This window comes from Polynucleobacter sp. IMCC30063, from assembly GCF_021395235.1.
GTDB lineage: Bacteria > Pseudomonadota > Gammaproteobacteria > Burkholderiales > Burkholderiaceae > Polynucleobacter.
Genome location: NZ_JAJVCQ010000004.1, coordinates 310,275 through 325,498 on the forward strand (window position 1 = coordinate 310,275; position 15,224 = coordinate 325,498).

14 protein-coding genes are annotated in these 15,224 nt (G+C 43.5%); all 14 read left to right on the forward strand.

Annotated elements, in window-relative coordinates:
- The first annotated feature begins 85 nt into the window (after window positions 1-85).
- On the forward strand, window positions 86-3,070 hold the full coding sequence (locus LZG75_RS09775) for a molybdopterin cofactor-binding domain-containing protein (protein ID WP_233937364.1): 2,985 nt from the start codon (window positions 86-88) through the stop codon (window positions 3,068-3,070).
- Window positions 3,067-3,906: a xanthine dehydrogenase family protein subunit M gene (locus LZG75_RS09780; RefSeq protein WP_233937365.1), complete on the forward strand. Its 840-nt coding sequence runs from the start codon at window positions 3,067-3,069 to the stop codon at window positions 3,904-3,906. Before LZG75_RS09775 ends, LZG75_RS09780 begins: the two co-directional genes overlap by 4 nt.
- Window positions 3,903-4,397, forward strand: a complete 495-nt coding sequence (locus tag LZG75_RS09785; RefSeq protein ID WP_233937367.1) for a (2Fe-2S)-binding protein — start codon at window positions 3,903-3,905, stop codon at window positions 4,395-4,397. The genes LZG75_RS09780 and LZG75_RS09785 overlap by 4 nt, the downstream gene beginning before the upstream one ends.
- Window positions 4,390-5,925 (forward strand): AMP-binding protein, encoded by a 1,536-nt coding sequence (locus LZG75_RS09790; protein ID WP_233937369.1) that lies wholly within the window; start codon window positions 4,390-4,392, stop codon window positions 5,923-5,925. The genes LZG75_RS09785 and LZG75_RS09790 overlap by 8 nt, the downstream gene beginning before the upstream one ends.
- A gap of 21 nt (window positions 5,926-5,946) precedes the next feature.
- Complete coding sequence (locus LZG75_RS09795; RefSeq protein WP_233937370.1) at window positions 5,947-6,756, forward strand: enoyl-CoA hydratase/isomerase family protein; 810 nt, start codon at window positions 5,947-5,949, stop codon at window positions 6,754-6,756.
- A gap of 21 nt (window positions 6,757-6,777) precedes the next feature.
- The gene (locus LZG75_RS09800; RefSeq protein ID WP_233937371.1) at window positions 6,778-7,959 is read left to right on the forward strand and encodes an ABC transporter substrate-binding protein; all 1,182 of its coding nucleotides are present in this window, start codon (window positions 6,778-6,780) and stop codon (window positions 7,957-7,959) included.
- Window positions 7,960-8,043: 84 nt separating this feature from the next.
- Window positions 8,044-8,928: a branched-chain amino acid ABC transporter permease gene (locus LZG75_RS09805; RefSeq protein WP_233937373.1), complete on the forward strand. Its 885-nt coding sequence runs from the start codon at window positions 8,044-8,046 to the stop codon at window positions 8,926-8,928.
- The gene (locus tag LZG75_RS09810; protein ID WP_233937376.1) at window positions 8,921-9,904 is read left to right on the forward strand and encodes a branched-chain amino acid ABC transporter permease; all 984 of its coding nucleotides are present in this window, start codon (window positions 8,921-8,923) and stop codon (window positions 9,902-9,904) included. The genes LZG75_RS09805 and LZG75_RS09810 overlap by 8 nt, the downstream gene beginning before the upstream one ends.
- A complete protein-coding gene (locus LZG75_RS09815; RefSeq protein ID WP_233937377.1) occupies window positions 9,904-10,659 on the forward strand; it encodes an ABC transporter ATP-binding protein in 756 nt (251 codons plus the stop codon). The genes LZG75_RS09810 and LZG75_RS09815 overlap by 1 nt, the downstream gene beginning before the upstream one ends.
- Entirely contained in the window at window positions 10,656-11,366 is a 711-nt protein-coding gene (locus LZG75_RS09820) for an ABC transporter ATP-binding protein (RefSeq protein ID WP_233937379.1), read from the forward strand. Before LZG75_RS09815 ends, LZG75_RS09820 begins: the two co-directional genes overlap by 4 nt.
- Before the next feature lie 75 nt (window positions 11,367-11,441).
- Window positions 11,442-11,723 carry a transposase gene (locus LZG75_RS09825; protein WP_353203088.1) on the forward strand — a complete coding sequence of 94 codons (282 nt, stop codon included), beginning with the start codon at window positions 11,442-11,444 and terminating at the stop codon, window positions 11,721-11,723.
- A 109-nt stretch (window positions 11,724-11,832) separates the two neighbouring features.
- Window positions 11,833-12,974, forward strand: a protein-coding gene (locus LZG75_RS09830) for an IS3 family transposase (RefSeq protein WP_233937362.1) whose coding sequence is annotated in 2 segments (ribosomal slippage) — window positions 11,833-12,100 and window positions 12,100-12,974 — 1,143 coding nt in all. Because the reading frame shifts where the segments join, the coding sequence is not laid out codon by codon here.
- 238 nt (window positions 12,975-13,212) lie between these two features.
- A complete protein-coding gene (locus LZG75_RS09835; protein WP_233924320.1) occupies window positions 13,213-13,899 on the forward strand; it encodes an outer membrane beta-barrel protein in 687 nt (228 codons plus the stop codon).
- A gap of 69 nt (window positions 13,900-13,968) precedes the next feature.
- Window positions 13,969-15,224: S8 family serine peptidase (locus LZG75_RS09840; protein WP_233937380.1), on the forward strand; the 1,256-nt coding region annotated here is incomplete at its 3' end.

The following is a 15,224-nucleotide window of genomic DNA, read 5'->3' on the forward strand; positions in this document are numbered from 1 at the left end:
CGGACTTTAGGGTAAGCATTCTACTGTTTCGGTCATTAAGCTTCTCTCAGCATTAATTATTCTTAATTTAGCTGAAAAGTGTAGATTGAAACCAAGCGCAAAATATTTAGGCATTGCATGTGAACGCGTAGAAGATGCCGCTCTTCTAACGGGGGGAGGTCGTTATCTAGATGATCTTCCATTGCCTATTGGAACCCTATATGCAGCAGTGGTGCGCTCCCCCATTGCGCATGGAAAAATCATTTCAGTAGATATTGACTCTGCATTACAAATTAAGGGTATCAGGGCGATATTAACAATCAAAGATGTCCAAGCATGGTCTAACCCATTGGTGGTTGCTGTGAAAACTCCCATGCGCCAGTGGATTTTAGCTAGCGAGTATGTGCGCTATGTAGGAGAACCTATAGCGGTAGTGATTGCTGAATCCAGGGCGCTTGCAGAAGATGGGGTGGAAAGGATTGTGTTAAACATTCAGCCGCTTCCTGCGGTAGTGGATGTAGACGTCGCACTAACAGATGCCTCGATTATTTTGCATAAGGATATTGGCAGTAATTGTGTTTCTGATCGCTCATTTGAATATGGTGACCCAGATGCTGCATTCCAAAAAGCCGAAAGTATCGTTGAGGTTGATATTCGCTATCCACGTAACTCTTGTACACCCATTGAAACTGGTGGTGTGATTGCGCAATGGCGAGGAGCAGATTCTTCATATGAAGTTACGTCGAATTTTATGGGACCATTTTCATTGCATGTGGTCATGGCTGCTGCCCTAAAGATTCCAGGAACAAAATTGCGTCATCATGTTGCGCCGGATTCGGGTGGAAGTTTTGGTGTTAAGCAATCAGTATTGCCACATATCATTATGAGTTGCTTAGCATCGCGTAAGGCAGGCGCTCCAGTGAAATTTATTGAGGATCGCTTAGAGCATCTTCAGGCCGCTACCTCTGCTACTTCCCGTCACACTCACTTGCGTGCTGCAGTGGATGTAGATGGAAAAATCTTAGCTTTAGATTACGATCAAATTGAAGATTGTGGTGCTTATTTAAGAGCTCCTGAGCCTGCAACTCTATATCGTATGCATGGCTGTGTGACTGGGCCATATCAAATTCAGAACTTAAAAATTCGCAATCGGGTTGTATTAATTAATAAAACTCCAACTGGACTAGTGAGAGGTTTTGGTGGCCCTCAGGTTTATTACGCCCTTGAACGTTTGGTTCACAAAATAGCTAAAACATTAGGTAAAACACATCAGGAAATTGCTGCGCTCAATTATGTTAAAAAGGAGCAGTTTCCTTATCGAGCAGCCGCAGGGGCATTGCTGGATTCTGGAGATTATCAGCAAGCTTTAAAAACACTAGAGAATTCTCCCGAGTTTAGGGATATATTAGATCGAAAAGAGCAAGCTCAAAAAGAAGGTCGGTACTACGGTATTGGCATTGCCTCAATTATTGAACCCTCCGTTTCAAATATGGGTTACATCACTACTGTTCTTACGAAAGAGCAAAGAAAAAAGGCTGGACCTAAAAATGGCGCTATTACTTCAGCAACGGTAAGTGTTGATCCTTCAGGGAATATTAGCGCTAATATCGCATCTGCTCCAGCGGGGCAGGGCCATCAAACTGTTATCAGTCAGCTATTGGCGGATGTTTTTGGTGTCTTACCATCACAAATTCAGGTAAATGTAGATTTTGATACTGCTAAAGATGCATGGTCAATTGCAGCGGGAAATTATTCTAGTCGGTTTGCTGGTGCGGTAGCTGGAACAGTATTTCTAGCGGCTGAAAAGTTAAAGGCTCGGATTGCTGAATATGCAGCACACGTTCTGAAGGCAAAGCCAAAGGAATTAATTTTTGCCAATGGGAATATATCAGTAGCTGGAGATGAGGGTAGGGAAATTCCTCTCTCAAGAATATGTGGAAATTTTCATTGGTCTCCTGGATTGGTTCAAGAGGCGCTTGGTCATGAAACTACTCTTGCCCTACAAGAAACGCAATTTTGGAGCGCCGACGTTTTAGAGGCACCAGATGAGCATGATCGAATTAATACTTCTGTGACATATGGCTTTGCCCTTGATGCTTGCGGAATCGAAATTGATCCCGAGACCTGCTCAGCAAGGGTTGATCAGTACATCACCGTGCATGATGCCGGAAAAATACTAAACCCAGCTTTAGCGAACGGTCAAATTTATGGTGCCTATGCACAAGCTGTGGGAGCGGCCCTCTTTGAAGAGTTTGTCTACAGTAGCGATGGTAATTTTCTCTCAGGAACTTTTGCCGACTATCGCTTACCTACCGCAAGTGATGTTAAGGCTCCAACAATTTATCACCAGGAATCTCCAAGTCCATTCACCCCATTGGGCGCTAAGGGTATTGGTGAGGGAAACAGCATGAGTACGCCAGTTTGTATTGCAAATGCTATTGCAGATGCATTGGATATGGAGAATATTGTTTTACCTGCAACTCCTAGTCGAATTCATGCTCTCCTTGTAGAAAAAGGCTTACTTAAACGGGATAGGCCCTCAAATCAGGCTTCATCAATGGAGTTAAATACTGACTATCCATTAAAAGCCCAAGGCGAAGTTAGACTGCAAGTTCCTCCAGAAGATATCTTTGCGGTTTTAATGGATCCAGAGAGGTTGAAGAATGTTATTCCGGGGTGCGAATCCATTCACAAAACATCTACAACGAATGGCATTCAGTTCGATTGCATAGCAGTTGTACGAATTGGGATTGCAAAAGCTCGCTTTGAAGCTAAGATTGATCTAACAAATATTAAAAATCCTGATAGCTTTTCATTGGGCGGAGAAGGACGAGGGCCTCTAGGGATGGCCCTAGGAATGGGGCAAGTCAGCCTTAAAAATCAAGACGGAGTGACTATCCTAAGGTATGACTATCAGGCTCAAGTATCTGGAAAACTTGCAGCAATTGGCAGTAGGTTATTAGAGGGTGCAATTCGCTTGGTATTGGACCAATTATTTAGGGCGCTTGCAAAAGAGGCTGGCGCTAAACAAGAAGGTTTATTTAAAACCTTAATTGACAGGATTTACGCATTATTGGGGATCGCTAGATGAAGTCCGCTCCATTTGCAATGCACCAGGTAAATTCACAATTAGAGATTTTGAATTTGTTGGATCAGTATGGTGAAGATGCTCGCATTATTGCAGGCGGACAAACATTGTTGCCTGTATTGGCAATGAGGGTAGCTAGCCCTGATCATTTGATTGATATCAACAAGGTTGTTGAGCTCAAAAATATCAGCCTATCTGATGGTTTACTTCAGGTCGGCGCTGGCGTGAGGCAGGCCGAACTGGAGAATTGGAGCGGTCTTCATAAGGCTCAACCACTATTAGGCATGATGTTCCCATGGATAGCGCACACCCCAATTCGTAACCGTGGAACAGTATGCGGATCGATTGCACATGCAGATCCTAGTGCTGAACTCGTTCTTGCATTAGCTGTATTAGAGGGTTCAGTTATTTTGGTAAGTAAAAAGAAGAGGCGGATAGTTAAAGCGAAAGATTTTTTCGTAGGTGCACTTCAAACCAGTCGCCAATCGAATGAGCTCATCGAGGCTGTCCAGTTCCCCATTTGCAATCCCGAAGCAGGATTCGGATTTTCAGAATATGGCTATCGCCATGGAGATTTTGCAGTTGTAGCTGTTGCGGCCATTAAGCAAGGCGATAGTTGGACTATAGGTTTTGGTGGTATTGATGATGTAGCGCAGACTTATCAATGCGTGGCTAGTTCTTTAAATGAGGTCAATCAGTTTATCGATGATTTGGCTGCTGCAGTCGAGGTTAGGGAAGATCCTACTGCAACTTCTGGGTTACGTCGACATTTAATGCGCTCACTTGGTAAGCGCGCATGCCAACAGGCCATTGATTTCAAAAGTGATGGAATAAGATGAAAAGCCATTTGGTAAAAATTAATTTAAATGGAGTTGAGCGTGAAGGATTGTGTGAGTCACGCACTACATTGCTAGATTTTATTCGACATGATTTGGGGGCAACGGGTACGCATGCAGGTTGCGAGCATGGCGTTTGTGGGGCATGTACTGTTGAAGTAGATCAGCAAATTATTCGCTCTTGCCTCATGTTTGCATGCCAAGCCGATGGCTCTAGCGTGAATACTGTAGAAGGAATTGCAAAATCAGGCGATATGTCTGATTTGCAAAATGCTTTTAAGAAACACCATGCGCTTCAGTGTGGATTCTGCACATCAGGTTTTTTAATTTCAGCAGATGATTTACTTAAAAAGAACCCTAATCCGACTGAGACTGAAGTTCGAGAGGGTTTATCGGGAAATTTGTGTCGATGCACTGGATATGTTGGAATTATTGAAGCAGTTTTAGAGGTCGCATCTACCAGAGCGCGCAAAATTGGAGGAGAGCATGCTTGATTTAGGCCGAACTTTTTTGCAAGCTGTTGAACGTGATCCAGCTAGCTTGGCGATAGTAGATGGAAACAGGCGCTATACCTACGGAGAGTGGGCACTTTATATTGGCGCCATTCAACAATTTTTTGATGAAAAAGGTTTGAAGAGTGGCGACCGAATTTTGACTATTTTGCAAAATCGCTATGAGGCAGCAACAATTCATTGGGCTTGCCAGATGGCGGGTATTGCTATCGTCCCTTTAAATTGGCGTTCCAAGTCTGATGAGATTGATTATTGCGCTCAAAACGCTGATGTTAAATTAGCATTTGTTGAGGAAATATCGCTTAGTAACTATTTAGAATCTGAAACTAGTAAATCAATCTCTGTAATTCTCTGTATGGAGAAGGGTGCTTCAGACGGATATACCTATTTTGAGCAACTAACGCAGGAAGGAATTGAACCGGTTGCTCGGGGTCATGTTGAGGATATCTCCGTCATGCTGTTCACTTCAGGTACAACCGGTAAGCCAAAGGGGGTCCCAAGAAAGCAACGGGCTGAGCGAGCCGCAGGCATTGCTCATGTGGCGCAAAACCAATATGCAATGGGCGAGATCACCTTGGGTGTAATGCCCCTCTATCACACCATGGGCGTGCGCACGCTGTTATCTCTATGCATTGTTAATGGAACATATGTTGCAGTACCTCGTTGGGATGTAGATAGGGCAATAGACGCAATTGAGCGGGAGGCAGTGACGCATCTCTATTTAGTGCCAACGCTTTACCATGACATGCTCCAGTCAAAAGACTTCAATTCAAGTCGAGTCAAAACTGTTAAGAAGCTTGGATTTGCAGGTGCTCCGATGCATGATGCATTATTGCTAAGTCTAAACGAGGCCTTCTCACCTGAATTGTTCGTAAACCATTACGGATCCAGTGAAATCTATACCTACACTATTAATCAGAATGCATTTGCCAAGCCAGGTTGTGCTGGTAGGGCGGGTATAAATGCGCGTATTAGAGTAGTTAAGTTAGATCAAGGATCTGTACAGGCACTGCCTACACAAGTGGCATCCAAAAATGAAGAGGGACAAATCATTTGCGATCTCTCTGGTGATGAGGCATTTGAGGGTTACTGGAAGCGCCCAGATGCAGATCAAAAGTCTATTCGAGACGGATGGTATTTCACGGGTGATACAGGATATTTTGATGAGTCAGGAGATCTATTTGTTACCGGTCGCGTAGATGACATGATTATTTCTGGCGGAGAAAATATTTCCCCTGTCGAAATTGAGTCAGTTTTATCCTTGCATCCTTTCGTGAGCGAAGTAGCTGTTGCAGGATTGAAAGATGATCGCCTTGGGCAAAAAGTAGTTGCCTTCATTAGGGCCTCAGGAAGCGTAGATTCAAATGCTCTGGATGAATATTGCCGCGGTTCTGATTTGATTAACTTTAAGCGCCCTCGGGAGTATGTGTTTGTTAAAGAAATTCCCAAGTCGCCTGTGGGAAAGGTATTGCGACGGATGTTGGTTGCTGGCGAATATGAAAGAGCTTAATTTTTTTACTAGAGAGACCTTATGACTGCTATATTGAAGCATCCTTTTAGCAATATCCTCGATAACCTTGATGGGTTTTATGTGGAGATTAATGAATCTCAACAAAGAGCGGATATTGTGTTGAAGAGACCACCTTTTAATGTGATACAGATGCCCCAACGCGATCAATTGCGGGCTACATTTGAGGCCTTAGACGCTGATGATCGGGTTCGTATCATTGTATTAAGGGCTGAAGGCGAGCACTTCTCTAGTGGCGGAGATATTAAAGGATTTTTGGAGGCAAGTCCGGAGCATGTCTCAAAGCTAGCATGGAATATTGCTGCGCCTACGCGCTGTACAAAACCAGTTATTGCCGCTAATCATGGCTATTGTTTCGGTGTTGGCTTTGAGATTTCCTTAGCATGTGATTTTCGTATCGCGGCTGAATCAACTCTCTATGCACTGCCTGAGCAAAAATTAGGACAAATTCCTGGCTCAGGAGGATCTGCGCGCTTGCAAAAAATGGTAGGCATTACTAGAACCAAAGATATTGTGATGCGCTCTAGGCGCATCAAAGGGCAGCAGGCATATGAATGGGGCGTAGCAACTGAGTGCGTACCAGACTCGGAACTTGCTAGTGCCGTTTCTAAATTAGTGGATGAACTGCGCGCATTTTCTCCAATTGCCCAAAGAACGGCTAAGAAGATGCTAAATGAAACAGAGGATTGCCTATTAACTACAGCAATTGAAGTTGAGGGCCATTGTTACAGTCGCTTGCGTAATTCAGAAGATTTCAAAGAAGGGGTTGAGGCTTTTCATGGAAAGCGTCAACCAAATTTTGTTGGTCGTTAATTTTTTTAGGAGATAGTCACAATGAAAAAGCAATTTCAAACAAAGAAAATCGCTCTGGCTGTAGCACTAAGTCTCGGCGCATCATTAGTTGTAGCGCAATCTGGCCCCATCAAAATTGGAGTTGTAACGCCATTATCTGGTACCTATACCCCAATTGGTGAGCAAGTCAAAATGGGTTTAGATTTAGCAGCCAAAGAAATTAATGCTGCGGGTGGCATTAATGGTCGAAAAATTAATCTAATTTATGAAGATGAAGAGGCAAATCCTGCGGTTGCAACTCAAAAGGCAGAAAAGCTATTTCAGGTAGAAAAAGTTGACTTTTTAACTGGCACTGTCAATTCAGGATCTACTTTAGCGGTAGGGCAGCTAGCCGAACGAAATAATAAGCTTATTGCTACAACAGTGTCATTTGCGGATTCGATTACTGGAGATAAATGCTCTCCAAATGTATTTCGTGTAAATGCACGTGCAGGTATGCAGTCTGCTGCATTGGCTGCATGGGTTGATAAAGAAATTCCTAAAGCTAACATATTCTTTATCGGACCTGACTACGAGATGGGGCGAAGCACAGTATCGGCCTTTAAGAAAGCATCTACTGAAAAAGGCGCTAAAGATGTTGGCGAGGTTTTTGCACCTCTCGACAACAAAGATTATTCACCATACTTTGGTCAAGTAAGAGCTGCTAAGCCGAATATAATCTATACCTCTGTGGCCGGTAATGATACGGTACGATTATTTTCGCAGATGGATGAGTATGGCCTCAATAAAGGGGTAACGCTTGTTGGTGCATCTGGCACAGTCACATCTCAAAATATGGGCGCTATTGGGAAGTCTGCAAATGGGTTTGTAACAGGCGTTGGTTATTCACCTAAGTTAGATAACCCAGCAAATAAAAAGTTTGTTGCTGATTTCCAGAAAGCCTATAACAAACTTCCCGATCTTTATGGTGCGGATTCTTACGGGCTACTCTATTTTTATAAAGCTGCTGTAGAAAAAGCTAAGTCTACTGAAACTGATAAGGTCCGTGCAGCTATGGATGACTTAAGTTGGCAAACTCCGCAAGGCACAAAGAAGATGCGTGCTGGAGACCACCAGGCAATGCAGGATATGTTTGCAGTTCGGGTGGAGAATGGCGAATTTAATATTGTTGGAAGAGTGCCTTCTGATCAGGCGATTGGTCCTGATGTCTGTACTCGTTTTTAATGTGCTAATAGAAGGCTCCACATCTATTTTTTAGAGGTGTGGAGTTTTTCAGTTTGTGAATATTACTAAGGGATTGGGTTTTAAATGCTAGAAAGCTTACAATATATTTATGCGCCACAGATAGTTAATGGTCTTTCCATTGGCGTAGCTGTGGTCCTAATGGCATTAGGCTTGACTATTATTTTTGGCCTGCTGGATGTTATTAACATGTCCCACGGTGAGTTCTATGCAGCTGGGGCCTTCTTCAGTGTGAGTCTTATGGCAATGGGTGTTTCATTCTGGCTTTGCCTGCTATTAGTCCCCTTATTGTTAGTGCCCATCGGTTTTGCAATGGAAAGGCTTTTGATTCAAAAAGTATTTCACTATAAAGATCGGCACATTCTCACTTTGTTGTTGACATTTGGCGTAGCAATGGTTTTAGAGGATGGATACAAGATTATTTGGGGTGCAAATCCAATTAAACCTAGCGCACCAATCTCGGGAGCTAGCGAGTTGTTGGGTGTAATGTTTCCAAATTACAGATTATTTCTGATGGTATTTGGCGCTTTAATTATTTTTGCTGTATGGGTACTCATTTACAAAACCCAATTAGGCGCAATCGTAAGAGCTTCTGCATATGATAAAGATATGAGCTCCTCATTGGGTATACCGGTGATGCGAGTTTATGCGCTGACTTTTGCATTTGGTGTTGCTTTAGCTGGCCTTGCTGGAGTGCTCTTAGCCCCTATCTATTCGGTATTTCCTACTATGGGGCGAGACTTTATCTTGATGGCCTTTAGCGTTGTCATTGTCGGAGGTCTTGGAAGCATTAAAGGGGCAGTTGTTGCAGGAATTTTATTGACACAATTGCAATCAATTTCTTCTTTATATATTTCTCCTGTATGGTCAGATCCTCTGGTATTTACTGTAATGGTTTTGGTATTGATGTTCAAGCCAACTGGTTTATACGGGGGTATGAAAAATGCTTAATCCCCAAGTAAGAGCCATTCGCCTCATTGAAATACTTTTACTAACATCAGCCCTTGTCCTGTTTATCGTTGGCAGCATTCTTCAAGATACATTCTTTCTCCGGCTGGCGACAGAATCGTTGATCTTTGGCGGACTTGCGATGTCAGTTGATTTGTTGTTGGGGATTGTTGGATTATTGTCTCTTGGTCAGGCCCTATATTTTGGTTTTGGCGCCTATTTATCCGCCTTAGTTCTGAAAGAAATTTCTCCATCATTCTTTTTAGCAATAGGGATTGTGACCCTGTCGGCAACTGTATTAGGGTGGATTGCTAGCTTCGTGGCTCTTCGATCAAAAGGAGTGTACTTTGCGCTGATTACTTTTGGGCTGGCGCAGGTAGCAGCCAAGGTTGTCTATAACACTCGCAGCCTTGGAGCATCTGATGGCATGATGGGCGTACCCATTTTACAAATCTGGACGCCATTTGGCGCCATCGATACCAGTCAGCCAGGCTCATTTTTTCTGATTACTTTGTTGACTATTGGGGGCTTATACGCCGTCTTGAAATATTTTCTAACAACCCCAATGGGATCAATATGGCATGCTATTCGATCTAATGAAGACCGCCTGGCTTACGTAGGCTATAAGTCCAAAGGGCCTAAGCAAGTTGCCTTTATTTTGGCTGCAGTGGTTGCTGCAGTATCTGGTGCTCTTTATCCGATGTTGAGGGGTTTCGTTTCGCCAGAGCTCATGTTCTTTAGTGTTTCTGGTAATGCCGTAGTAACAGTTGTTTTGGGTGGTGTAGGTACTTTAATAGGACCAATTCTAGGCAGCGTTCTTTTAACCGCATTCAAATCCATTATTGGAACTTGGACCGTTCATCACCATATTGTTATAGGAATAATCTTTGTGGTTATCGTTGTCTCCGCACCTAAGGGAATTTCTGGCTTGCTCGCTAAATACCTTAGTAAGAAACATTCTCATAAAGGGGAGGAATGATGGAAAACGTAGAAATCATTCTTAAAGCAAATCATTTAAGCAAGCGTTTTGGCGGTCTTAAAGCGGTTGATGATGTTAGTTTTGAAGTGACGCGCTTAGGTGTCACTTCTATTATTGGACCAAATGGTGCAGGTAAGAGCACGCTCTTTAATTTAATAAGTGGTACTTTTATGGCTGACTCTGGTAGCATTGATCTGGATCGGTCGAATGTTACAAATATGAGTCCCGAAAGGCGGTTGTCATGTGGGATGGCCCGTTCTTTTCAGATTACCAATCTCTTTTTTGACCTCCCTGTAATTGATAATTTGAGAATAGCAAGTCAGGCGCTAGAGCCTCGTTCCCATTTATTTCTCCCTTTGAACAAAAGCACTATTGCAATTGCAAGAGCGAACGAATTATTACAGGAGTTCGGATTATTTGATTGTCATGATCAGCTTGCAGGAGCCTTATCTCATGGCCAGCAAAGACGTTTAGAGATTGCAGTGACACTAGCAGCTCGACCAAAGCTTTTGCTCTTAGATGAGCCCACCCAAGGAATGTCACAGGCAGATACTCAGGAGACTGCTGAGCTTATTAAGCAACTAGGATCAAAAATAACAGTGCTATTAATTGAGCATGATGTAGACCTTGTAATGGACTTGTCCAAAAAGGTCATCGTCATGGCGCAGGGAAAGAAATTAGCCGAAGGTAATCCTGAGCAAGTTCGCTCCAATCCACTGGTACAAACAGCATACTTTGGGGAGGAGTTGGCATGATTCTGGAGATGCACGATGTACATGTCAACCTTGGGTTGTCTCATGTTTTACAGGGAGTTAACTTATCCATACGTCCCGGTGAGACTGTAGGTTTATTTGGAAGAAATGGGGTTGGCAAAACAACGATTGTTAAAACTATTGCCGGTTGGCATAGACCCTCTCAAGGAAAAATATTATTTCAAGGTCAGTCTATTGATGTTTTACCGCCAAATGAAATCACAAGACTGGGGTTGGGGTTGGTGCCTGAGGATCGAAGGGTGTTTCCAGGGCTAAGTGTTGAAGGGAATCTGAAGCTTGGACTGATGCAAGTTAAAGCAAGTGAGCGAAAGGCAGCAGAACAGCGCATACAAATGGTTTTTGAGCGATTTCCCCGCTTAAGTGAAAGACGTGACCAATCAGGTACAACCTTATCTGGTGGAGAGCAGCAAATGTTAGCAATGGCGCGAGTATTGGTTGGCAATCCAAAATTACTATTAATTGATGAGCCTACTGAAGGGCTTGCTCCAATGGTAGTTGCTGATATTTTTCGGCTAATGGAGGAGCTTAAATCTCAAGGAATTTCAATTCTTTTGATCGAGCAAAATATTCATAAAGCTATTCATTTGTGCGATAGACATTATGTAGTGGAGCGTGGAAGGGTGGTTCTTGAGGGCAATTCACAAGATATGGAAGAGCGTAAAGAATTAATTAAACGAGTAAGTGTTTGATGAACTGACCTGATTTTTAGTACCACTCCAAAAGAGAGGATTTTTGATAATCTTCACCCTAAAGGAGTGCTAAATATGGCAAAAGGCCAACGTCTCAAACCCGAGCAAATCGTCACCTTATTGCGTCAAATCGATGTTTTAACCACCAATGGCAAAACCCTCGCCCAAGCCTGTAAAGAAGTAGGCACGGTAGAGCAAAGCTACTACCGTTGGCGCAAGATCTATGGTGGTATGAAAGTCGATCAGGCTCGTAAGTACAAAGATCTGGAAGTGGAAAATACCCGGCTTAAGAAGCTCGTAGCGGACTTATCGCTACGAGAAGTGATGCTCAAGGAAGTCATTAAGGGAAACTTCTAAGCCCTGCTAAACGCAAAACAGCTGCTCAGGTGTTTGAACTGACCTGATTTTTAGTACCACTCCAAAAGAGAGGATTTTTGATAATCTTCACCCTAAAGGAGTGCTAATCATGGCTAAAGGTCAACGTCTTAAACCCGAACAAATTGTCACCCTGTTACGCCAAATCGATGTATTAACCAGTAATGGCAAAACCCTCGCCCAAGCCTGTAAAGAAATAGGCACGGTTGAGCAAAGCTACTATCGCTGGAGAAAAATGTACGGCGGCATGAAGGTAGATCAAGCTAAAAAATACAAAGAGCTAGAACAGGAAAATACCCGACTTAAGAAACTCGTAGCGGACCTATCCCTACGAGAAGTGATGCTCAAGGAAGTCATTAAGGGAAACTTCTAAGCCCTACTAGGCGTAAAAACGCAGCGCAGCTGCTCATGGATCGGTATTGCATCTCTGAGCGGACTGCCTGCAGTTTAGTGGGGCTATCGAGAGCAGCGTATCGCTATATGCCATTGCCCAGAGATGATGAAGAGCCACTACGAGCTGAAGTCATCCGTATGGCCGGCACCTACGGTAGATACGGTTATCGGTTTATTGCCAGCATGATGCGCAGCGCTGGTTGGGGCCAAGCTACCACTGCCAAGGTGGCTCGTATCTGGCGGCAAGAAGGCCTGAAGATCCCACAAAAGCAGCCTCCTAGAGGCAGGCTCTGGCTAAACGATGGAAGCTGCATGCGCCTGCGAGCGACTCACCCCAACCATGTGTGGAGTTATGACTTTGTCTTCATTAGAGACGCTTATGGTCGCAAGATCCGCATGCTGACTATGATTGATGAGTTCAGTAGAAAATGCCTGACCATCCATTGCGCTAGAAGAATTGGCTCGATCCAAGTGATTGAACAGTTAGCCAATGCCATGATTACTCACGGCATCCCAGAGCACATACGCTCAGATAATGGGCCAGAATTTATTGCCAAAGAGTTGCGTAAATGGTTATCTGGCATTGGAGTGAAGACTGCTTACATTACTCCAGGCAGTCCTTGGGAGAATGGTTTTTGTGAGAGCTTTAACGGGACTTTTAGAGATAACTTGCTGGATGGAGAAATCTTTTACAGCCTACAAGAAGCTAAGGTAGTGGTTGGGGAATGGGTCAAGCATTACAACCATGAACGGCCCCATAGCTCATTAGGTTACAGGCCACCAGCACCCCAAGTGCAAATACCCAAAATCATCCAAACTCAACCCATTTTACTGCAATGATTTACTATGGAAAAACTCTCTCAAGTAGTGGACCTAAATTGACAGCAGTTCAGCAACACCTCCCCCTTCAATATTTCAAAGCAAAAAAAGGTGGTGATATTTTTCTAATTATTTAATATTTTGGTGTAGGCCCTTGGCTAATCTAGTGAAATTCCGTCTTTTTATTCTCTTTAACCTATACTAGGATTTAGTCGTGGATTTACCATATTTCATAAAAATGATAACTAATGGAGGTTATATGAAGGTTAGATTACTGATACTAGCTGTTGGATTAATTAGCCTTACAGCACCATCTTTTGCTCAGTCTAAATTTGAAGGCTTTTATGGTCAGGTCGGCGTTGGCTTTGAAGGCATTAATCCTAGCCTGACAAACTCTCCCTTGGTAATTAGCGGAGCTAATACTGGCACCATCCCCCTTTCTACTTCTGCTAGTACAACATCAGGGGCTACCGGAAATGTCGCCGTTGGTTATACCGCCGCAGTTAATAAGGACTTCACTTTAGCCCTTGGGGTTGAGTACTATCCCGTGAATAGTCAGTCGGGTAACTTCTCTGCCACCGCACTTGGTAATACTTTTAATGGTACCTACCAAAAACAAAATGTCTATAACATTTACCTAGCCCCGGGTATGAATATCGGTAAGGATGGTTTGGGATATTTCAAAGTTGGCTACACGGGCAGTTCGGTTAAATATACTTTACAAAGTGACACCTCGACCGACACCTTAACAGGTTATTCATTAGGCCTTGGCTATAAACAATTCTTTATGGGTAATTGGTATGGCTTTGGTGAAGTTAACTACTTTACTTATGGAAATTTAACCTCTACTAGCAAAGCCCAAGTTAGCGGAACAGCAGCGTCTCTTTCAACCACCTTTAGTGCCAATGTCTATAACCTTTTGGTTGGTATTGGCTATAAGTTTTAGTGCATAAATAGTTAAGAGATAAATCATGCCTATCTATTGAACTAGTCTGTTAGCTTGGCGGAGGATAAATTGATAAAGACTTTTTTAGCGTTGCTCGTTATTGTTGCGCTGGGAACACAGCTCGTATCTTGCGGAGATAACAATAGTACTTCATCTTGCTCTGAATCTGGTCCCTATGCCTGCCAAACAGGCGCTACAGAACCCCTATATACCTATCAATGGGCCTTAAATGCTGCGCAAAGTTTCTTTGCTGGATTTCCCCTTGTTGCCGATGGTTTTACAGATTTAAATGTTGAGGCAGTACATAAGCTAGGCATTAAAGGGCAAGGCATCAATGTCATGGTCTTAGATGATGGGATGGAGATCAATCATATTGATCTGAAAGCCAATATCAATCCGGCAATGACATGGAATTTTGAAACCGGCACTTCTGATTCAACGCCTTCAAATCCAGACGATGCCCATGGCACTAATGTTGCTGGGATGATTGCAGCCGCCCAAAATGGGATTGGTGTCATGGGAATCGCCCCTAAAGCTACGCTGGGCGGAGCAAGATTCGTGGGTTTTGTGACTACTACAAATAATATCCTTGACGCTTACGGTGGCGCAGAATGGTCAAAATATACGGATGTATTTAATGCGTCCTTTGGAAGTGTACCACCATTACCACTAAATTTCGGACGCTCGTCATGGCTTGAGAGCTTGCCGAATTTGCGGGGCGGCAAAGGTGCTGTGGTGGTTAAGTCTGCGGGCAATGCGTACGAGGATTATGAGAATACCAGACTCAGAATCACTTACAATTGCCCACAATTCCAATATGGCAATTCTTTCTATCGCCTTGTTAGTTGTGTAAATCCATCTTCTGATACCGAGAGACTTACTTTCCCGGTCATTGTCACTGCAGCGGCTAATGCCATGGGTTACAAATCAAGCTATTCCTCGGCAGGCTCAGTGATCTGGATTACAGGGCTTGGTGGAGAGGATTCGTCAATTGGTAATTACGGCGAGGCAGGTAGCGCAGCCAATAAGCAGGGGCCACAGATTTATTCTACGGATTTAATGGGCTGTGAGCGAGGCTATAGCAAGAATGGGTTGTCTGCAGTTGATACTGCTCAATTCATGATTGGTGGCTCGCCCATTAATAAAGAAAAAAACCCAAATTGTGATTTTGATCAAATGAACGGCACTTCATCTGCAGCACCCACTGTTACCGGAGTTGTAGCATTAATGTTAAGCGCTAATCCGAATTTGGGTTGGCGAGATGTGCGCGATATTTTGCGAAAAACAGCACGGCTTATCGATGTTGATTACGGCAATCAAGGGTA